Annotated in this window: 18 protein-coding genes; 14 read left to right on the top strand and 4 right to left on the bottom strand. The window is 58.6% G+C overall.

Annotated features, from left to right (window positions below; genetic code table 11):
* Window positions 1-20: 20 nt before the first annotated feature.
* The 8 genes from AC0R79_RS10525 to AC0R79_RS10490 all read left to right on the top strand — a co-directional run bounded on the left by AC0R79_RS10525 (window position 21) and on the right by AC0R79_RS10490 (window position 9,103).
* Entirely contained in the window at window positions 21-1,100 is a 1,080-nt protein-coding gene (locus AC0R79_RS10525; protein WP_474734334.1) for a terpene synthase family protein, read from the top strand.
* A gap of 105 nt (window positions 1,101-1,205) precedes the next feature.
* Window positions 1,206-2,240 (top strand): Rieske 2Fe-2S domain-containing protein, encoded by a 1,035-nt coding sequence (locus AC0R79_RS10520; protein WP_474735085.1) that lies wholly within the window; start codon window positions 1,206-1,208, stop codon window positions 2,238-2,240.
* A gap of 167 nt (window positions 2,241-2,407) precedes the next feature.
* On the top strand, window positions 2,408-3,337 hold the full coding sequence (gene ispH, locus AC0R79_RS10515) for a 4-hydroxy-3-methylbut-2-enyl diphosphate reductase (RefSeq protein WP_474734332.1): 930 nt from the start codon (window positions 2,408-2,410) through the stop codon (window positions 3,335-3,337).
* Window positions 3,338-3,362: 25 nt separating this feature from the next.
* Window positions 3,363-4,631, top strand: coding sequence for a flavodoxin-dependent (E)-4-hydroxy-3-methylbut-2-enyl-diphosphate synthase (ispG, locus tag AC0R79_RS10510; RefSeq protein WP_474734331.1), 1,269 nt, complete (start codon window positions 3,363-3,365; stop codon window positions 4,629-4,631).
* A gap of 244 nt (window positions 4,632-4,875) precedes the next feature.
* The gene (locus AC0R79_RS10505) at window positions 4,876-5,676 is read left to right on the top strand and encodes a glucose 1-dehydrogenase (RefSeq protein WP_474734330.1); all 801 of its coding nucleotides are present in this window, start codon (window positions 4,876-4,878) and stop codon (window positions 5,674-5,676) included.
* Complete coding sequence (locus AC0R79_RS10500; RefSeq protein WP_474734328.1) at window positions 5,669-7,495, top strand: glycoside hydrolase family 15 protein; 1,827 nt, start codon at window positions 5,669-5,671, stop codon at window positions 7,493-7,495. The genes AC0R79_RS10505 and AC0R79_RS10500 overlap by 8 nt, the downstream gene beginning before the upstream one ends.
* A gap of 308 nt (window positions 7,496-7,803) precedes the next feature.
* Window positions 7,804-8,193, top strand: a complete 390-nt coding sequence (locus tag AC0R79_RS10495; protein ID WP_007956348.1) for a hypothetical protein — start codon at window positions 7,804-7,806, stop codon at window positions 8,191-8,193.
* 10 nt (window positions 8,194-8,203) lie between these two features.
* On the top strand, window positions 8,204-9,103 hold the full coding sequence (locus AC0R79_RS10490; protein ID WP_474734327.1) for an alpha/beta fold hydrolase: 900 nt from the start codon (window positions 8,204-8,206) through the stop codon (window positions 9,101-9,103).
* On the opposite strand, the gene AC0R79_RS10485 is transcribed toward AC0R79_RS10490, so the two are convergent.
* Window positions 9,072-10,055: a GlxA family transcriptional regulator gene (locus AC0R79_RS10485; protein WP_474734326.1), complete on the bottom strand. Its 984-nt coding sequence runs from the start codon at window positions 10,053-10,055 to the stop codon at window positions 9,072-9,074. The two genes, AC0R79_RS10490 and AC0R79_RS10485, sit on opposite strands and share 32 nt — an antisense overlap.
* A 90-nt stretch (window positions 10,056-10,145) precedes the next feature.
* On the opposite strand from AC0R79_RS10485, the gene inhA reads away from it, so the two are divergent.
* From inhA to AC0R79_RS10470, 3 genes are all read left to right on the top strand, one after another.
* Window positions 10,146-10,832: an isonitrile hydratase gene (gene inhA / locus AC0R79_RS10480; RefSeq protein ID WP_474734324.1), complete on the top strand. Its 687-nt coding sequence runs from the start codon at window positions 10,146-10,148 to the stop codon at window positions 10,830-10,832.
* Between the two features lie 235 nt (window positions 10,833-11,067).
* Window positions 11,068-11,859 (top strand): lysostaphin resistance A-like protein, encoded by a 792-nt coding sequence (locus AC0R79_RS10475; protein ID WP_474734323.1) that lies wholly within the window; start codon window positions 11,068-11,070, stop codon window positions 11,857-11,859.
* A gap of 102 nt (window positions 11,860-11,961) precedes the next feature.
* Window positions 11,962-13,527 carry a methyl-accepting chemotaxis protein gene (locus AC0R79_RS10470; RefSeq protein WP_007956336.1) on the top strand — a complete coding sequence of 522 codons (1,566 nt, stop codon included), beginning with the start codon at window positions 11,962-11,964 and terminating at the stop codon, window positions 13,525-13,527.
* Between the two features lie 524 nt (window positions 13,528-14,051).
* On the opposite strand, the gene AC0R79_RS10465 is transcribed toward AC0R79_RS10470, so the two are convergent.
* Both AC0R79_RS10465 and AC0R79_RS10460 read right to left on the bottom strand, forming a co-directional pair.
* Complete coding sequence (locus tag AC0R79_RS10465) at window positions 14,052-14,411, bottom strand: DUF6124 family protein (protein WP_474734321.1); 360 nt, start codon at window positions 14,409-14,411, stop codon at window positions 14,052-14,054.
* A gap of 88 nt (window positions 14,412-14,499) precedes the next feature.
* The gene (locus AC0R79_RS10460; protein ID WP_474734320.1) at window positions 14,500-14,865 is read right to left on the bottom strand and encodes a DUF6124 family protein; all 366 of its coding nucleotides are present in this window, start codon (window positions 14,863-14,865) and stop codon (window positions 14,500-14,502) included.
* A 1,112-nt stretch (window positions 14,866-15,977) separates the two neighbouring features.
* Between AC0R79_RS10460 and AC0R79_RS10455 the strand changes: the two genes are divergently transcribed.
* Window positions 15,978-16,448 (top strand): hypothetical protein, encoded by a 471-nt coding sequence (locus AC0R79_RS10455; protein WP_474734319.1) that lies wholly within the window; start codon window positions 15,978-15,980, stop codon window positions 16,446-16,448.
* A 41-nt stretch (window positions 16,449-16,489) separates the two neighbouring features.
* On the opposite strand, the gene AC0R79_RS10450 is transcribed toward AC0R79_RS10455, so the two are convergent.
* Window positions 16,490-17,167 (bottom strand): alpha/beta family hydrolase, encoded by a 678-nt coding sequence (locus tag AC0R79_RS10450; protein WP_474734318.1) that lies wholly within the window; start codon window positions 17,165-17,167, stop codon window positions 16,490-16,492.
* Window positions 17,168-17,262: 95 nt separating this feature from the next.
* Here AC0R79_RS10450 and ccoN point away from each other — a divergent pair, with 95 nt between their 5' ends.
* Window positions 17,263-18,687 carry a cytochrome-c oxidase, cbb3-type subunit I gene (gene ccoN / locus AC0R79_RS10445; protein ID WP_085609009.1) on the top strand — a complete coding sequence of 475 codons (1,425 nt, stop codon included), beginning with the start codon at window positions 17,263-17,265 and terminating at the stop codon, window positions 18,685-18,687.
* Between the two features lie 10 nt (window positions 18,688-18,697).
* Window positions 18,698-19,306: a cytochrome-c oxidase, cbb3-type subunit II gene (gene ccoO / locus AC0R79_RS10440; RefSeq protein WP_433899328.1), complete on the top strand. Its 609-nt coding sequence runs from the start codon at window positions 18,698-18,700 to the stop codon at window positions 19,304-19,306.
* Window positions 19,307-19,309 lie beyond the last annotated feature (3 nt).

Raw genomic sequence — 19,309 nt, 5'->3', positions numbered from 1 at the left:
AAATATCACAAGGAGTCTACATGACCACTCTTACACTAACCAATATCAATTGCCCATTGCCATATAAAATTTATCCAGAAAGTGAAAAGCTTGAGGAAGGAGTTATCTCGTGGATGGATAAATGGCATTTATACAGTGATGAAAAACATCGGCAACGTCTGGCCAGCGTTGGATGCGGCCGCCTGGCGGCACTGATGTACCCCGATGCGGCGAGTGCAGATATCGCACAAATCTTCGCGGACTATACTCTTTGGGCTTTTTCATTTGACGACGAGTACTGCGACGAAGGTGCAATGAGTGAAAACCCCGCGCGATCAATTACCGCCATGTTACAGATGCAACGCTCGATCGAATCACCCGAAGTCCCCGCTTACCCTGAAAACAATTTTGCAATGGCTTTACGCGACATACGTTTAAGGCTGGACAAATATACAACTCCATTACACACCTCTAGATTTGTAAATACTCAACGTGGCTACTTCATGGTCGAAGTAGGAAAACTGGTCAATCCACAACCAACCTTGAACGATAGCGCACTGCTGCGTCTTAGTTCAGGTGGCGGAATGGTTTTTCCAACTTTTGGCCATATTAGCACCCTGGTCAATATAAGCCAGTCAGATATGGAGGATCGACGCCTATGTGCTCTGACCGAAATGGCTGCAATGATGATTGTCTGGGAAAGTGACTTCTTTTCGTATGGCAAGGAACTGGCAAGAGATCCCGAGGGCAGACAACATAATATTGTCTCTCTGATTCAACAGCGCACTGGAATTACTCATAATCAAGCATTGGCAGAAGCTTTCAGCATGCGCGACAACATTGCTGGCTTGTATATGCGACTGAGAGAGTCTGTGCTAGCAAAAGCATCACCGGAAGTTGAAGCCTATATCCAGAGCCTGGATTGTTACTGGCGTGGGGGGTTGGAGTGGATAATTGAAAACCCTCGATACCGTTACTTGAATGGAGTCGACGGACCACTGGCTTATTACGGGGGAACTCTGACCGAGAACTTCCCGGATTATTGCAGGGGAATAGTCGATATTCCTTCAATATCTTGGTGGTGGCATTACGATCCTTTGCATTCAGCCCCTATAGACTAGGCCACATAGAGAAAAAAGTGTGCGACAGGAATCCGTCGATTACGAGATAGTGGGGAAACTCACCGTCCATTAATACTCAACTATAGGTGGGATCACTTCGTGACAATGTCGAGCACTCCTAATGAGAGGATAACTCCATCAACTTTATATCCTGACGGCTGGTTCGTACTGTGCTTCGCCAGTGAACTCAAACCCAAAGCTGTGAAAACGGTGCCATTCATGGGCGAGGAATTAGTGCTTTACCGCACGGAATCAGGCGCTGTCCGAGCCGTCGAGCCCTTTTGTCCGCACCTGGGTGCCCATCTCGGAAGAGGAGGAAAGATCGTCGGCGAAACCATTGTGTGCCCGTTTCATCATTTCGCGTTCACTGCGGATGGCCATTGCCTACACACTCCCAGCGGGATCAAACCGCCACAGGCAAGGCTCGCTCACCGCCGAGTACAAGAATGGAACGGACTGATATTCGTGTGGCAGGGATCTGATGTACCCCACGCAATATGGAAACTGCCCGACCTTCAATTGGCAGGATTTCCCACTCCGCTCAGAAGTCATCACAACGCACGGGGCAACCTCCAGAACATAGGCGAAAATGTCTTTGACCTGAACCATTTCGCACCTGTTCACAGCTGGATGAATGCAGTCATGCAGCCACCTATCGCCGAAGGTCATCAACTGACAGTCCAGTACACTATGGAAGTACTCGGGCTCGCCATAGAGATGAAAATGACGCTTTACGGGCTCGGATTAACGGTTGTGGATGTGACCCAGAAACGACTAGGTCTGCATATCATATTGATGGTGACTCCTACCCAGATAGCCCCACTCCAATGGTCATTGAAAGACTTCATGGTGCTTCGGGTCGAGAGGCTCTCGATGTTCCCACGCTGGATCAGAAACACATTGAATCTGGCCCTGACAGCGGCGGCTTACCATTTCTGGTTCATTCCTGAGGCGAAAAAAGACCTTCATATCTGGGCCTACAGAAATTACGGCGCAAAACCGAAACTCACCGTCAACGAAGGCCCTATTATGATTTTCCGCAATTGGACAGCGCAGTTCTATCCACCTCATGAAGTCCCGCCCGAAAAGCTACCGCTAACGGGAACGCTCATTGCTTCTACCCGCGACATACACACTTGAAGTGTCACGGAGCCAGAGCCAGCAATGGACACTGATCGCCCTTTGAGTAGCATCGAACAGCCGTAAAAGCCCCTCGCGAACCTTTAGCGACAGAGATGTGGGCGAAGCCTGTTCAGATAGATTGTGCTCATTGACAGGTAAATACCGAAGGAACGTGAGAATCCACCATGAAAGTCATCCTCGCCCAACCCCGAGGTTTCTGCGCCGGTGTAGTTCGCGCTGTCGATACCGTCGAACAGGCCCTTGAGCAATTCGGTGCACCAGTCTATGTGCGGCACGAAATCGTCCATAACCAGCACGTGGTCGAGGACTTGCGGGCCAAAGGAGCACGATTCATCGAAGATCTGAATGAAGTCCCAGCCAATGCCGTCACGATTTTCAGCGCTCATGGTGTTGGAAAAGAGGTAGAAAACGATGCTCACCAGCGGGGATTAAAGGTCCTGGACGCCACCTGCCCGCTGGTAACCAAAGTGCACAACCACGGCCGTCAATACGCCGCCCGAGGTTATCAGGTGATCCTGATTGGCGAACCGGACCATCCCGAGGTGATCGGCACGCTCGGACAAATTCCCTCTCCGGTGGTGGTCGTACAAACCGAAGCGCAAGTCGCCACACTCGAGTTTTCACAGGACACACCGCTGGCCTACATCACCCAAACCACCCTCAGCGTCGACGACACCCATGCAGTAGTCGACGCACTCAAGCGACGTTATCCGCAGATCATCGGACCCGACACCCGCGACATTTGCTATGCCGTACAGAACCGTCAAACGGCTGTACGTGAACTGAGCCAATGCGTCGATGTGGTGCTGGTGATCGGCAGCCCACAAAGCGCCAACTCCGTGACGTTGCGTGATATCGCCGCTGAAACAGGAATCCCCAGTTACCTGATCGCCGATGGCAGCGCAGTTCACAGCGAATGGCTTAACGATCAATCGACCATCGGTATTACCGCCGGCGCTTCAACACCCGAGGCGATGGTCAATGATGTGCTCAATGCGCTGAACAGGATCGCCCCGCTCGAGATCGAGACCCTACCAGGACGCGAAGAGCATGCTCACTTCCGTTTGCCCGACGGTTTGATTGCCCGTCAGTAAGCCGCGCCCTACAGGAGTCGTATCCATGGACAGCCCTATCGCTCGACGCAACACCCGGCAAGTCATCATCGGTCCTGTCAACGTAGGCAGCGACGGGCCCGTTGTTGTGCAGGCCATGACCAATACCGATACCGCCGACGCCCAAACTACAGCCCGCCAGGTCGAAAGCCTCGCGCTGGCAGGCGCCGAACTGGTGCGGATCACAGTCAACAGTCACGACGCCGCAGCGCAGGTAGCACACATTCGCGAGCTTCTGGATCGGCGCAACATCAAGGTGCCGCTGGTGGGTGACTTTCATTTCAACGGCCATCGTTTATTAGCGGCATATCCCGAATGCGCCGAGGCACTGGGCAAGTACCGCATCAACCCCGGCAATGTCGGCAAGGGCGCCAAGCGTGACGAGCAGTTCTGCAGCATGATCGAAGCCGCCTGCCGCTACGGCAAGCCGGTGAGAATCGGTGTTAACTGGGGGAGCCTGGACCCGGATTTGCTGGCTCGGATGATGGACGCAAACGCAGCATCAGCCCTGCCGCTGGAGTCCGATGCGGTGATGCGTGAGGCACTAGTGGTATCGGCGCTGGAGAATGCGCAACGGGCCATCGACGTCGGCTTGTCGGCAGACCGGATTGTGCTGTCGGCAAAAGTCAGCCATGTGCAGGATTTGATCGCGGTGTACCGCAATCTCGCCGCACGTTGCGATTTTCCGCTGCATCTGGGGTTGACCGAGGCCGGCATGGGCTCCAAAGGTATCGTCGCCTCCTCTACCGCGCTGGCGGTGCTTTTGCAGGAAGGCATCGGTGACACGCTGCGCATTTCCCTGACTCCGGAACCCAACGGTGACCGCACCCGTGAAGTGCTCGTGGCGCAGCAGATTCTGCAGGTCATGGGCTTGCGTGCATTTACCCCCACCGTGGTGGCCTGTCCCGGGTGCGGGCGCACCACCAGCAGCTTTTTTCAGGAACTGGCGCAGCAGATTGATGGTTTTCTTCAGGCCCGAATGCCCGAGTGGAAAATGCAATTTCCCGGCGTCGAAAATATGCATGTCGCGGTCATGGGCTGCGTCGTCAATGGCCCGGGCGAAAGCCGTCTGGCGGACATCGGCATTTCCCTGCCTGGAGCAGGAGAGCATCCATCGGCACCGGTGTACATGGACGGCGAGCGGGTAATGACACTCAAGGGCAGCAACATCGCAACGGACTTCACTGAGTTGCTCGATGCCTACGTGGCTGCCCGGTATGGCCTGCAATCCGAGGCCAAAGCCAGACTGGAAGCACTGTTAAATCCACCCCGGTGAATTTGAATAGATTTAGCAACGTCGTTGGAGATCTCTTCAAGTGTCAATGTGAACTCGTGGCCAAGTTGCCACAAAGCCTGACGGCCGGGGAAGCGAGGAATTGTTGGTGGAGTGTGAAGTCCCTGTGGCGTGCAGGGCCAATCGCTGCCGCATAAAGCTGTCGATGATTTCATGTACGCGGATGAACTCTCGCCGCCGCCCATCAGTCAGCTAAATAAGCCCTCAACCCAAGGCGCGACCCTGCATGCAGATTTCCCTCGCCCGTCAGGTGGCACTGGTCACCGGCGCCAGTTCCGGCATCGGCCACGGTGCCGCCAAAGCCCTGGCCGCTGCCGGTGCTGCCGTGGTCATCAACTACAACCGCCAGGCCGAGCCCGCCGAAGCGCTGGCCCGGCAGATCGTCGCCGACGGTGGCCAGGCCATCGCCATCGGCGCCGATGTCTCGAAGGAGGAAGACGTCGAGCGGCTGTTCCAGCAGACCCTCGACGCCTTTGGAACGCTGGACATTCTGGTGGCCAATTCCGGCCTGCAAAAAGACGCGGCGGCTGTGGATATGTCGCTGGCCGACTGGAACGCGGTGATCGGCGTCAACCTCACCGGGCAGTTCCTCTGCGCCCGCGCCGCGCTGCGAATCTTCAATCGCCAGGGCGTGCGCGAAGGCGTGTCCCGGTCTGCGGGCAAGATCATCCACATGAGCTCGGTGCACCAGCGCATTCCCTGGGCCGGGCACGTCAATTACGCCGCGTCCAAGGGCGGCGTCGATCAGTTGATGCAGACTCTGGCCCAGGAAGTCAGCCACCAACGCATCCGCATCAACGGCATCGCGCCGGGGGCGATTCGCACGGCCATCAATAAAGACGCGACCGAAGGCGACGCCGGGCAAGCCCTGCTCAAACTCATCCCTTACGGGCGCATCGGCGATGTCGAGGACGTGGCCAACGCGGTGGTGTTTCTCGCCTCCGACGCCTCCGACTACATCGTCGGCACCACCCTGTTCATCGACGGCGGCATGAGCCTCTATCCGGAGTTCCGTGGCAATGGCTGAGCATCATCCAGAACGACAAAGCCCCATCGACGCCCACGGCATCATTGGCGACATGCGCAGCGCCGCGCTGGTCAATGACAAGGGCAGCGTGGATTTTTTCTGCTGGCCGGAGTTCGACAGCCCGTCGATCTTCTGTTCGCTGCTGGACACGCCCGACGCGGGGATTTTCCAGCTTGCGCCGGATCTGCCGGATGCCCGGCGCGAGCAGATTTACCTGCCGGACACCAACGTCCTGCAAACCCGCTGGCTCAGCGATCACGCCGTGGTGGAAATCACCGACCTGCTGCCGATTGGCGACAACGACGATGCTTTGCCGCTGTTGATGCGCCGGGTGCGGGTGGTCAGCGGGCAAGCGACGTTTCATCTGCGCTGCGCGGTTCGGCATGACTACGCTCGCGCTGAAACCCGCGCCGCAATCGACAAGAAGGATGTGCTGTTCAGCGCCAGCGGGCAACCGACACTGCGGCTGGCTTCGGATCAAACCCTGAGCGTCGATAACGCTGCGGCAGTCGCACAGTTCACCCTCAAACAGGATCAGACGGCAGCGTTCATGCTCGGCGCCAGCGACGATCCGCGCTTCGCCGAAGGCGCCGCGCAGCTGTGCATCGAACGCACGCTGAAGTTCTGGCGCGACTGGATCGGCCAGTCCAACTATCGCGGCCGCTGGCGGGAAATGGTCAACCGCTCAGCCCTGGCCCTGAAGCTGCTGACCTCGCGCCAGCACGGCGCAATCCTCGCCGCCGCCACCTTCGGCCTGCCGGAAACACCCGGCGGCGAACGCAACTGGGACTATCGCTACACCTGGATCCGCGACGCCTCCTTCACCGTCTACGCCTTCATGCGTCTGGGCTTTGTCGACGAAGCCAACGGCTACATGCGCTGGCTGCGCGGACGGGTCAGCGATTGCAGCGGCCAGTCGATGAAACTGAACATCCTCTACGCCATCGACGGCCGCCAGGAACTGCCGGAAACCGAACTCACGCATTTGTCCGGCCATGGCGACGCAAAACCGGTTCGCATCGGCAATGGCGCCTACGACCAGATTCAACTGGATATCTTCGGCGAACTGATGGACGCCGTTTATCTGGTCAACAAGTACGGCGACGCGATTTCCCACGAAGGCTGGCAACACGTGACGGAAGTGGTCGATCAGGTCTGTGAGACCTGGCAGACCAAGGACGTAGGCATCTGGGAAATGCGCGGTGAGCAACATCACTTCCTGCACTCACGGCTGATGTGCTGGGTGGCGCTGGACCGGGCGATCCGCCTGGCCTCGAAACGCTCGCTGCCGGCGCCCTTCGCCCGCTGGGACCAGACCCGTCAGGCGATTCATGCCGACATCTGGGACAACTTCTGGAACGAAGAGCGCGGGCATTTTGTGCAATACCAGGGCGGCACGGCGCTGGATGGCTCGATGTTACTGATGCCGTTGGTGCGCTTTGTCAGTGCCAAGGATCCGAAGTGGCTGGCGACGCTGGAGGCCATCGAGAAACACTTGGTGCGTGACGGCATGGTTTATCGCTATCGCAACGACGATGCGGGTATCGACGGATTGTCCGGCACCGAAGGCGCCTTCGCCGCATGTTCATTCTGGTACGTGGAATGTCTTGCCCGCGCCGGACAAGTAGAAAAGGCCCATCTGGAGTTCGAGCAACTGCTGCGTTATGCCAATCCGCTGGGGTTGTACGCGGAAGAGTTCGATAACCGTGGCCGGCATCTGGGCAACACGCCCCAGGCGTTGACCCATCTGGCGCTGATCAGCGCGGCGAGTTTTCTCGATCGCAAGTTGAGTGGGGAGAAGAATTACTGGCAGCCCTAGTCATCCTTCTTCGCCAGAGCCTGTAAGAAAGATCTCAACTCCGATCGCCGTTTGTAGGATGGCTACCTACGAACGGCAACCCCCCCCGAGCCTTGCGGTTGAAGGGCTGGCCCACACAATCGATTCCTTTCGATACAACTTGTTGATGGCACGGCCTACAGAAACCTGCCAACCCCGTGTAACGCTTGGCCCGCAACTCGCACTTACACCCCGAAATACCTTGTTGCCAGCTGTTACATCCCCCCCTACCATCCACCGCAACGGGCACAGCGGAGCTGTCCAATAAAAACCCGATTCAAGGAACCAGAATGAGCCAACGCATCCACCGCCAGATCGACACCCCACTGCGCACCGGCCTCAAGCGCGACGAACTGTGGGAAGCCGCCGACAAGGGCCTGATCAAATGCTGGGAAATCGGCCGCCAGCGCGCCACCCGTTTCCCCGACCTCGCTCAACGCTGCAGTGCCGACGAATTGCCGGTGCTGGGCTGGAAAGGCGGAGTCAGTCGCAGCCTGAAGAAGAATGAAAAGTACGGATCACTGAAATACCTGGCCCAGTGGCAGGGTTTGCGTGGGGAAGACCTGGATATTGACCTGGGTGCCGAACGGGTCATGACCTGCTCGCGGACGAAAATGGTGGTGACGTTTACGCCGGACCGGAGCAAGTATCTCAATCAGGTGGCGGAAGCTGAAACTTGAGGGATTTCGTATGAACCAAGCCGTGATGCAGTTTTGCAAGACTGAAAGCCTGACCATCGGCTATGAGCATCACGGCCCGGAAAACGGCACGCCGGTCATCCTGCTTCACGGCTTTCCCTACTCCCCCCGCGCCTATGACGAAATCGCCCCGCCACTCGCCGCCAAGGGTTATCGGGTGATCGTGCCGTACCTGCGTGGTTACGGGCCGACCCGCTTCAACAACCCGGACACGCTGCGCTCCGGCCAGCAAGCGGCGCTGGCACAGGATCTGCTGGATCTGATGGATGCGTTGGGTATCGAGCAAGCGACATTGTGCGGTTATGACTGGGGCGGTCGGGCGGCGTGCATTGTGGCAGCGCTGTTTCCCCAGCGCGTGCGTGGGTTGGTGACGGGCGATGGCTACAACCTGCAGGACATTCCAAACTCGGTCCAGCCGCTGGATCCTGCGAGCGAGCATCGCTACTGGTATCAGTACTACTTCCATACGCCCCGTGGCGTTGAAGGGCTGACGCAAAACCGGCGGGCGCTGTGCGAGCTGCTGTGGCAGTTGTGGTCGCCGACCTGGGCGCGGAACGCCGAGCGTTATCCGCTGAGTGCGTCGGCGTTCGACAACCCGGATTTCGTCGAGGTGGTGATTCACTCTTATCGCCATCGCTTCATGTATGCGCCGGGCGATCCTGCGCTGGGCTGGATGGAGCAGGCGCTGGAGAAACAACCGGCGATCAGCGTGCCAACGATTTCGCTGTGCGGTGCGGATGATGGCGTTGGCCCGGCGCCGGCGGACGATGAGGATGCGCAGCACTTCACGGGGCTTTACGAGCGGCGGGTGCTGGCGGGTGTCGGGCATAACATTCCCGAGGAAGCGCCGGGCGAAACGCTCAAGGCATTACTGGATCTGCTCCAGCGCTGACCGAAAACCGCTCCCGATACGCCTGCGGCGTCACACCCATGGCCCGCAGGAAACTGCGTCTTAACGTCTCTTCACTGCCAAATCCGCAATTCGCCGCAACCCGTTTGACCGGCAACCCGGTATCACTCAACAACCGGCGGGCGGTTTCGACGCGGATCAGTTCAATCGCCCGGGCCGGGGTCTGGCCGGTGTCGGCGCGGTAGTGCCGCACGAAGCTGCGCTCGCTCATGCCGGCCTGTTCGGCGAGGGTCGGGATGCCCAGGTCGCAGGTCAGGTGTTCGGCAATCCACGCGTGCAGATCATCGAAGCGGTTGCCCTGTTTTTGCAGTGACAGCGTCACGCTGAATTGCGACTGCCCGCCCGGGCGCTTGAGGAACACCACCAGTTGCCGGGCGACGTCCAGGGCCATGTCGCGCCCCAGGTCGTCTTCGACCATGGCCAGCGCCAGGTCGATGCCGGCGGTGACGCCCGCCGAGGTCCAGACCGGGCCGTCGTTGATGAAGATCGGATTGGGTTCGACCTGCAATTGCGGGTGTTGCTGCGCCAGTTGTTCGCAACGGGTCCAGTGGGTGACGACCCGGCGACCGTCGAGCCAGCCGCTGGCAGCCAGCAGAAATGCGCCGGTGCAGACCGAGGCCACCCGCCGGCAGCCATTGGCGTATTCACGCACCCAACTCACTAACTCAGTGTCTTCGGCAGCGGCATAAACGCCCCATCCGCCGGCAATGATCAGCGTATCGCTAGGCTGCTTCGGCAGCTGTTCGGCCAGCATCGCCAACCCGGCGGAAGAGTTCACCGCCCCGCCACCGCTGGCGATGACCGTTGGCGCATAAGGCGCAGGCAAACCCTGCTGGCGGGCGATGTCGTTGGCCGAGGCGAAGACCTGCAACGGCCCGGTGACATCGAGCAATTGCACATTGGCGAACGCGAGGACGTGGATGGTTTTCGGCATTTTGGCGTAATTCGTGGGCTGATTGGCGTATGCGCCAAAACCTACGCGCCTACAGTGAAGCCGTCTACCCCCTTTTCACGGAGAAGAACCATGGCGTTGCAGATCGGTTTTCTGTTGTTTCCCCAGGTGCAACAACTCGACCTGACCGGCCCGTATGACGTACTGGCCTCGTTGCCGGACGTGCAGGTGCATCTGGTCTGGAAGGATCTGGTGCCGGTCACCGCCAGCACCGGGCTGGTGCTGAAACCGACCACAACGTTCGAGGATTGCCCGGATCTGGACGTAATCTGCGTCCCCGGCGGCGCGGGTGTCGGGCCGTTGATGGAGGATGAGCAGACGCTGGCGTTCATCAGGGCGCAAGCGGCGCAGGCGCGTTACGTGACGTCGGTGTGTACGGGTTCGCTGGTGCTTGGGGCGGCGGGTCTTTTGCAGGGTAAACGGGCGACGACGCACTGGGCTTATCACGATCTGCTGCCGACGTTGGGCGCGATTGCGGTGAAGGATCGGGTGGTGCGTGACGGCAATCTGTTTACCGGGGGTGGCATTACGGCGGGGATCGATTTTGCCCTGACACTGGCGCAAGAACTGGTAGGTGTCGATACGGCGCAACTGGTGCAGTTGCAGCTGGAATATGCGCCTGCGCCACCGTTTGATTCGGGAAGCCCGGAGACGGCGCCGAGTGCGGTTGTTGAAGAAGCCCGCAAGCGTGCAGCGCCTTCGCTGAAGTTGCGCACGGAAATCACCGAGCGTGTGGCGACAAAGCTCAACCTGCGCTGATCCCTCAGCCAAACACAAAGCCATGTGGGAGCGAGCCTGCTCGCGATGAAGGCATGTCAGTTAATTTTTGTGCAACTGACCCACCGCCATCGCGAGCAGGCTCGCTCTCACATGGGTTACTTGCCCTCCTTCACCACGGATTGGCGCTGTCCCTGATTTCCCCTACACCTTCACTTGTCCCCTCGCCCCCACCCGTGTAGAAAGCCTGTCCACAAATCGTGCACAAGGACTTTCCATGACAGCTCTGCCATGGCTCTATCTCGGACTTCTCAGCCTTGGTTACGGATTGGCGCTGAGTTTCGGCCATCTCGGCTGGCTGGCGCTGATCTCCATTGCACTGCTGGTTTTCGCCGGTTACGCCGTGCGCCAGCAAACCGTGCCGGTCGGGCGTTATCTCGGCCATGGCCTGTTTATCGTGCTGGCCCTGGCGCTGGCTCTGCACTGGCTGCCGGGCTTCTACAACGGCCGGGCCATCGAGCCGCAGCGCTTCACCGACAACGCCGTGCCGTTCTCGATGTACCTGAATCTCGACAAACCGTTGATTGGTTTCTGGCTGCTATTGGTCTGCCCATGGATCGTCGCGCGACGCTCATTGCGCCTGACTGTGTACGCCACCGCACTGGCTTTGACGCTGAGCGTGATTCTGGCGTTGGGCGGCGCGGTGTTGCTGGGCATGATCACCTGGGCGCCGAAGTGGCCGGATCAGGCGTGGCTGTGGGTACTGAACAATCTGCTGCTGGTGACACTGGTCGAAGAAGCGCTGTTTCGCGGCTATATACAGGGCGGCCTCAGCCGGCATTTCAAACACCTGCCCTACGGCGAAAACCTCGCGCTGCTGCTGGCGTCCCTGCTGTTCGGTCTGGTGCATGTGGGCGCCGGTTGGCACTGGGTGTTGCTGGCGAGTCTGGCGGGTGTCGGCTATGGTCTGGCCTACCGTTTTGGCGGGCTCGGTGCGGCGATCGCCACGCATTTTGGCCTGAACCTGCTGCACTTCGGTCTGTTCACCTATCCGATGCTCGCGGGTTGAAGCAAGGGCCGTTTTGCGACGCCGTACTTATAAATGAAAAAAAATTTCAATAAATGGCCGACCCCGCCGACAACCTTTCAAAGCCTTGCGGATTGAAAAACCATGCGTAATAACCAGCCCATTACACAACGCGAACGGACTTTCCCGGCTCAGCAACGGTTGATTTCCACAACCGACGCCAAGGGCGTGATCACCTACTGCAACGACGCTTTCGTCGAAATCAGCGGGTTTTCGCGTGAGGAACTGATCCGTGCGCCGCACAACCTGGTTCGTCACCCCGACGTCCCGGCTGCGGTGTTTTCGCACATGTGGGGCACACTGAAACAAGGCTTGCCATGGATGGGCATTGTCAAGAATCGCTGCAAGACCGGTGATCATTACTGGGTGAACGCCTACGTAACGCCGGTGTTCGATGGCAGTCAGGTGGTCGGTTACGAGTCGGTACGGGTCAAGCCGTCCGCCGAACAGATCCGCCGTGCCGAAGCGCTCTACCAACGCATCAACCAGGGCAAGTCGGCGATTCCTCAAACTGACAAATGGCTGCCGGTGCTGCAGGACTGGCTGCCGTTCATTCTGGTCAGCCAGCTGAGCTTCATGATCGGCGCCACCCTGAACTCGCAGTGGGGCTTCGCCCTTGCCGCCGGTCTGTCGGTGCCGCTGGGCCTGTTGGGCCTGCAATGGCAACAACGCGGGCTCAAGCGCCTGCTGCGTCTGGCCGAGCAGACCACGTCCGACCCGTTGATCGCGCAGATGTACACCGACAGCCGCGGCCCTCAGGCCCGTCTGGAGATGTCGATCCTCAGCCAGGAAGCCCGCCTGAAAACCTGCCTGACCCGTCTGCAGGACACCGCCGAGCACCTGACCGATCAGGCCAAACAGTCCGACGCCCTGGCGCACAACAGCTCCAGCGGTCTGGAACGTCAGCGCGTGGAAACCGAACAGGTCGCCACCGCCGTCAACCAGATGGCCGCCACCACGCAAGAAGTGGCGAGCCACGTCCAGCGCACCGCCGACGCCACCCAGGAAGCCAACCGCCTGACCGGCCGCGGCCGCGACATCGCCGGTGAAACCCGCGAAGCCATCCAGCGCCTGTCGGTCGTCGTCGGCGAAACCGGACTGACCGTCACCCAACTGGCCAAGGACAGCGACGAAATCGGCGGCGTGGTCGACGTGATCAAAGGCATCGCCGACCAGACCAACCTGCTGGCGCTCAACGCTGCGATTGAAGCAGCGCGTGCCGGCGAAATGGGTCGTGGTTTTGCGGTGGTTGCCGACGAAGTCCGCCAGCTGGCGCAACGCACCAGCGAATCCACCGGCCAGATCCACGCCCTGATCGCCAAGCTGCAACAGACTGCATCCAGCGCCGTACAAACCATGGAAGCCGGCCACCGCCAGGCGGAAGAAGGTGTCGCACGCGTACTGGAAGCGGATCAGGCCTTGGTAGGCATCAGCGAAGCGGTGGCCAACATCACCGACATGACCACCCAGATCGCCGCCGCGACCGAAGAGCAAAGTGCCGTGGCTGAAGAAATCAGCCGCAACATCAGCAACATCTCGGAACTGGCGGACCAGACCTCGGAACAGGCGCATAACTCGGCGTTGCTGAGTGAAGAGCTGACGAAGACGGCTAATACGCAGTATTCGTTGGTGGAGCGGTTTAACCGCTGATTGTTCTGCAATACAAAAAACCCGGATAGCGAGAGCTTCCGGGTTTTTTATTGCCTGTCTGAAATGAATGTGGCCAGCACCGCCCTCTTCGTGGGCAAGTCCACTCCCACAGGTTTTCGCATTGGCCACGAAATCTTGCAACACCACCACCCATTGTGGGAGCGGGCTTGCCCGCGAAGAGGCCCAGCCTGCTGGCGAAAATCTCATTCAAAAGCGCGGACAGTGCCTACAACTGAATCAGACCCAACTGACTGGCACGCAATGAAGCCCGGCTCTACTTTGTCGTCCAAACCTATTCACACGGGCTAGCCAGCATGAAAACACCTCCTACGCAGAATCCGATGATCAAGACCGATAAGTGTGTGAGAAAGGAAGCCCGGGGTGAACTGACATTCCCTGATGTGCGGCGAGCGGCACGTGATGGGCAGAAAGCATTCGATAAATTTGTGATCACTGGCAGGCTGTGACCTTTCGATATCGATAAAAAAACCGGAAGCCAAACGCTTCCGGTTTTTTTGTGCCGCTTACTCTTTCGGCACGAGGTTATCCAACGCCTGATTCACCGCCAACTCGCCCAACATCACCACTTGCGCAATGCCCAACAGGGTCCTGCGGTTCGGCCCTTCCAGCAGGCCGGCAAAGTCACCGAGCATGACCGTGGCTGACGCGAGGGATTCGCAGGCGTTGGCCAGCAGGGACTCCGTGTCTGTTTGCGGGTTGACCATGAACATGTCGTTTGGGGTGTAAGGCGTGGCCATGATCTGGGCTGCGGGTGTGAGGTAGTAGTCGAGGGCGCGTTCGGCCGCGTCGTGGAGTTTTCTTGAATCGGGAAATTCGTACGGGGACACCGGATCTTCTAACGGTGGAATGACGGTCTGAGACATCAGCTGGAACTCCGAAAAAGAGTCGCTTGAGGATTTTCATAGACGGCTGCCAGGCAGTGAGGGGACAAGCCCCTCACCGAGGCGGCAACTACCGCGAGACGTGATGGTTATCCAGCACACGATTGACCAGCAGCTCACTCAGCATGATGACCTGCTGCAGAATCTGCACCGCCTTGCGCTGCGACGGATCGACGGTGCTGCCGAGATCCCGGGCCATGTCACTGGCCGACGACAGCGTTTCGCACGCTTCGACCAGCAGCGTTTCGTCATCCACCGTTGGGTTGACCAGATAGATCTTGCCCGGCTTGCGCGATGGCTTGGACGTCTTCTGCGCCCCGGGATCGAGGTAATGATTGATCGCCCGCTCGGTGGCCGTTTTTATGTTTTCGGCTTCGAGGGCTGCGTCGTAGGGGATTGAATCGGTTTCTGGTGGGTTTGGTGTGGCTTTGAACATAGATAGAACTCCAATTTGAAAAATAGGAGCCATCACCCTCGCTACCAAACGGCGGGTGGCGGCCATGCGCGGGTTGGTAGACCGGTCAAATCGGGAAACCCGGCGCTCACGGAGGAGCCCCACGCATGCCCACCATACAAAGCCATACCCAAAAAAGAGACGGCATTTAGGGTGTCGCTACAACGACAATTTGAGACGGGCTACCAAACCCCATCACTGTTTTTCAGTGACAGGGAAACGATATAGCCCGCCCCATAGCCGCGTAAGCCGGCGGATTCTGGCGTACGCGTAGGCAACGACGCAAGGTGTTGTAGCCCTTATGGCGTAACGGTTCGTGTACTTTAAACGCGCTTGCAGAATTACGTTTATTCGCCAAAAAGCCGGATGTTTGACTGTTCCTTTGCTGTGCTCTGGCAGACCGCTTTCGTCGGAGCGCCGCCCGGACCAAGCCCGCTCCCACATCGGATCGGATTCACCCTTCAAAAACTGGTCGGCTGTCAGGCCGCCATCGCTGGCAAGCCAGCTCCCACAGGCATTACATGCAGTCTGCAAGAGATTGGTCGGCTGGCAGGCCGCCATCGCCAGCAGGCTGGCGCCCACAGAAAGCGAAAGCAAACGCACCCGCTTCTAACCACTCAAAACGATGAGCGTTAGCTCGAGTACCGCTTTTGATCTTCGGGCGACGTCGGAAGGCTGAGTGGAGGGATTTATCCGGGGGTGGGAGCGCAGCGACCGTTTGGCGCAGCCAAACACATCGAGAGGAGGTGCAGCGAAGCAAACCGTAGGCGATGCCCCCCGGATGAATCCCGGAGCGAAGGAACCCCGAGCCTTAGCGAGCGGGCCGAACGTAGGAGCAAGCCTTTTTTTGCTTACTTTTTTGAGGCGTTTGTCAAAAAAGTGAGTCGCCGTAAGGGCGAAACCCTAAGCAGCCATAACCGCAGCAACGGATATTCACCCCAGTCTCGGCAACTTTATTAGCTAACCAGCACATATAAGGCGGGCTGCCTAGCTGCCAGATCTGACAGTAGACGCACCTCTTCAAAAAGACCTATCAAGTACCCGACGACCTTGTGCCAAGACGTCATTCGCTCGTGATGAAGAGGAACTTCCAGATGAGCAGTAAAACTATTTTTCTTCCAAAAACCAGCGGTGTATCCGTTTCTACAAATGAATTCCTTTGGCAATTTGGAACTAATCCCGAGGTAAAAGCCGAAGGATCATTTTTTTCTCTACGTGTGTTTCCTCCCACAGGAGAGAAGACCTGGTCATTCCACGGCTTTATCGGATTAATAAGTAGTAAAAACTACTTTGCATTCAGCTTTTCATTCCCGTATATCGACGACAGCCCATTCGAGGCAACTTTCACATTGAACGACAAGTTGCATTTGACCCATACGCATTCGAGTTATGCCCCTCCAGGATTCGATGGCTTCACTGTGGTTGATGCAGATGAGGCGACTCTCAAGATCAAACTGGATCCCGCCAAAAATATCGCCACTGGTGATTTCGAGGCCACATTCAAGACAGGAGGATACCGGTTGCATCCAAAATGCCGTTTCAACATGGTCGGAGATCAACCTTGACCCATTTGACAATGCCTGCCCTCGGGCAGGCAGGCTTGAAGCTATCGAAGAAACCCGGCCACCCTCTCCGCCGCCGAAGCCAAATGCTGCTCATGCGTAAACCCGGAGACCTTGAGCGGCTTCAAATCATGATCCCCAGAGGCCAGCCAAAACACCTCAATACTCGGCGATAGATCGTAAGCCCCGACAGCGTCCCGATTGCCAAGCGCATCCCGCTCACCCTGAACAATCAAGGTCCGAGTCTTCAACCCAGCCAGATGCTCAACCCGAGGCTTCTCCGGTTTCCCAACCGCATAAAACGGATAACCAAGGCAAACCAACGCATCAGCGCCAAGCTCATCGGCAAGCAGACTAGCCATCCGCCCCCCCATAGACTTCCCGCCAATCGCCAAAACCCCAGCGACATGAAGTCGCACCAAGCCATAAACCTCACGCCAACATTCCAGCAACTTCGGCGCCGGATTCGGCGGCCGCTTACTGCCATCAACCCGCCGCTGCGCCATATAAGGAAACTCAAACCGCAACACGTTCACACCCAGCCCAGCAAGGCGCCCAGCCACATCCGTCATCCACTCACTGTCCATCGGCGCCCCCGCCCCATGCGCCAGGATGAGCGTCGCCGAAGCCTCCCCAACAGCCGCATCCCAAAGCCACCCGTGATCCCGCACACACTGCGCCCATTGATCCCCGTCAATACTGGCCTTGTGCTGTTTGTCCATGCTTGCCTCGCTTTTAGTCTGCCTATAACTCCAGGCGAAGGATTCGCGGCGTTTTCTGCGCGCGCTCACTTCGGCTGAACCGTGGATGGGGAACCATGAACACTTCTATCAGTACCGCCTACAACTACAAGGTGGTCCGCCAATTCGCCATTATGACGGTGGTGTGGGGCATCGTCGGCATGGGGCTCGGGGTTTTTCTCGCGGCTCAATTGGTCTGGCCCGAACTCAACTTCAACCTGCCGTGGACCAGCTTCGGACGCCTGCGCCCGCTGCACACCAACGCGGTGATCTTCGCGTTCGGCGGCTGTGCCTTGTTCGCCAGTTCGTTCTACTCGGTGCAGCGCACCTGCCAGACGCAATTGTTTGCGCCGAAAATCGCCGCCTTCTGCTTCTGGGGCTGGCAACTGGTGATCCTGCTGGCGGCCATCAGCCTGCCACTGGGTTACACCAGCTCCAAGGAATACGCCGAGCTGGAATGGCCGATCGACATCCTGATCACCATCGTCTGGGTCGCCTACGCCATCGTGTTCTTCGGCACGATCATGCAGCGCAAGACCAAGCACATTTATGTGGGCAACTGGTTCTTCGGCGGGTTCATCATCACCGTGGCGATTCTGCACATCGTCAACAACCTTGAATTGCCGGTGAGCTTCACCAAGTCCTACTCGGTGTACGCCGGTGCAACCGACGCGATGGTGCAATGGTGGTACGGCCACAACGCCGTAGGCTTTTTCCTCACCGCCGGTTTCCTCGGGATGATGTACTACTTCGTGCCGAAACAGGCCGAACGTCCGGTGTATTCGTATCGCCTGTCGATCGTGCACTTCTGGGCGCTGATCACCCTGTACATCTGGGCCGGCCCGCACCACTTGCACTACACCGCGCTGCCGGACTGGGCGCAGTCGCTGGGCATGGTGATGTCGCTGGTACTGCTGGCGCCGAGCTGGGGCGGCATGATCAACGGCATGATGACCCTCTCGGGCGCCTGGCATAAGTTGCGCAGCGACCCGATTCTGCGCTTCCTGGTGGTGTCGCTGGCGTTCTACGGCATGTCGACCTTCGAAGGTCCGATGATGGCGATCAAGACGGTGAACGCCCTCTCCCACTACACCGACTGGACCATTGGCCACGTACACGCCGGCGCCCTCGGCTGGGTGGCGATGATTTCCATCGGCGCGCTGTACCACATGATCCCGAAAATCTTCGGCAAAGAGCAGATGCACAGCATCGGCCTGATCAACGCGCACTTCTGGCTCGCGACCATCGGCACCGTGCTCTACATCGCTTCGATGTGGGTCAACGGCATCGCCCAGGGCCTGATGTGGCGTGCGGTGAACGAGGACGGCACGCTGACCTACTCCTTCGTCGAAACCCTGGTGGCCAGCCACCCAGGCTTCGTCGTGCGGCTGATTGGCGGGGCGATCTTCCTCAGCGGCATGTTCCTGATGGCTTACAACACCTGGCGCACCGTGCGGGCCTCGCAGCCTGCTGACGTAGTTGCTGCCGCGCAGATGGCCTGAGGAGTCCGCCATGAAACACGAAACGATTGAAAAGAACGTCGGCCTGCTGATGCTGCTGATGGTGTTTGCCGTGAGCATCGGCGGCCTGACCCAGATCGTCCCGCTGTTCTTCCAGGACGTGACCAACAAACCGGTGGAAGGCATGAAGCCCTACACCGCGCTGCAACTGGAAGGCCGCGACATCTACATCCGCGAAGGCTGCGTCGGTTGCCACTCGCAGATGATCCGTCCGTTCCGCGCCGAAACCGAACGCTACGGGCACTACTCGGTGGCCGGCGAGAGCGTGTGGGATCACCCGTTCCTGTGGGGCTCCAAGCGTACCGGTCCGGACCTGGCCCGGGTTGGCGCGCGTTACTCGGATGACTGGCACCGTGCGCACTTGTACAACCCGCGCAACGTTGTACCGGAATCGAAAATGCCGGCCTACCCGTGGCTGGTTACGCAACCGGTCGACAGCAGCCACACCGAAACCAAGCTCAAGGTCATGCGCACCCTCGGCGTGCCGTACACCGACGACGACATCAGCGGCGCAGTGGCCAGCCTCAAGGACAAGACCGAAATGGACGCTCTCGTCTCCTACCTGCAAGTGCTTGGCACTGCGATCAAGAGCAAGAGGTGAACC

It is taken from the genome of Pseudomonas sp. HD57-3 (assembly GCF_056113135.1).
Note: the sequence above shows the minus strand (reverse complement) of the source record. Positions and strands in the feature narration are given on the sequence as shown.

Excerpts from the sequence above, each read along its gene's own strand:
- AC0R79_RS10500 (WP_474734328.1), top strand. The coding sequence starts at position 5,669 with ATGGCTGAGCATCATCCAGAACGACAAAGCCCCATCGACGCCCACGGC.
- ccoO (WP_433899328.1), top strand. The coding sequence starts at position 18,698 with ATGAAACACGAAACGATTGAAAAGAACGTCGGCCTGCTGATGCTGCTG.
- AC0R79_RS10475 (WP_474734323.1), top strand. The coding sequence starts at position 11,068 with ATGACAGCTCTGCCATGGCTCTATCTCGGACTTCTCAGCCTTGGTTAC.
- AC0R79_RS10495 (WP_007956348.1), top strand. The coding sequence starts at position 7,804 with ATGAGCCAACGCATCCACCGCCAGATCGACACCCCACTGCGCACCGGC.
- AC0R79_RS10460 (WP_474734320.1), bottom strand. The coding sequence starts at position 14,865 with ATGTTCAAAGCCACACCAAACCCACCAGAAACCGATTCAATCCCCTAC.
- AC0R79_RS10450 (WP_474734318.1), bottom strand. The coding sequence starts at position 17,167 with ATGGACAAACAGCACAAGGCCAGTATTGACGGGGATCAATGGGCGCAG.
- AC0R79_RS10490 (WP_474734327.1), top strand. The coding sequence starts at position 8,204 with ATGAACCAAGCCGTGATGCAGTTTTGCAAGACTGAAAGCCTGACCATC.
- AC0R79_RS10470 (WP_007956336.1), top strand. The coding sequence starts at position 11,962 with ATGCGTAATAACCAGCCCATTACACAACGCGAACGGACTTTCCCGGCT.
- ccoN (WP_085609009.1), top strand. The coding sequence starts at position 17,263 with ATGAACACTTCTATCAGTACCGCCTACAACTACAAGGTGGTCCGCCAA.
- AC0R79_RS10505 (WP_474734330.1), top strand. The coding sequence starts at position 4,876 with ATGCAGATTTCCCTCGCCCGTCAGGTGGCACTGGTCACCGGCGCCAGT.
- AC0R79_RS10525 (WP_474734334.1), top strand. The coding sequence starts at position 21 with ATGACCACTCTTACACTAACCAATATCAATTGCCCATTGCCATATAAA.
- AC0R79_RS10520 (WP_474735085.1), top strand. The coding sequence starts at position 1,206 with ATGTCGAGCACTCCTAATGAGAGGATAACTCCATCAACTTTATATCCT.
- AC0R79_RS10455 (WP_474734319.1), top strand. The coding sequence starts at position 15,978 with ATGAGCAGTAAAACTATTTTTCTTCCAAAAACCAGCGGTGTATCCGTT.
- AC0R79_RS10465 (WP_474734321.1), bottom strand. The coding sequence starts at position 14,411 with ATGTCTCAGACCGTCATTCCACCGTTAGAAGATCCGGTGTCCCCGTAC.
- AC0R79_RS10485 (WP_474734326.1), bottom strand. The coding sequence starts at position 10,055 with ATGCCGAAAACCATCCACGTCCTCGCGTTCGCCAATGTGCAATTGCTC.
- ispH (WP_474734332.1), top strand. The coding sequence starts at position 2,408 with ATGAAAGTCATCCTCGCCCAACCCCGAGGTTTCTGCGCCGGTGTAGTT.
- inhA (WP_474734324.1), top strand. The coding sequence starts at position 10,146 with ATGGCGTTGCAGATCGGTTTTCTGTTGTTTCCCCAGGTGCAACAACTC.
- ispG (WP_474734331.1), top strand. The coding sequence starts at position 3,363 with ATGGACAGCCCTATCGCTCGACGCAACACCCGGCAAGTCATCATCGGT.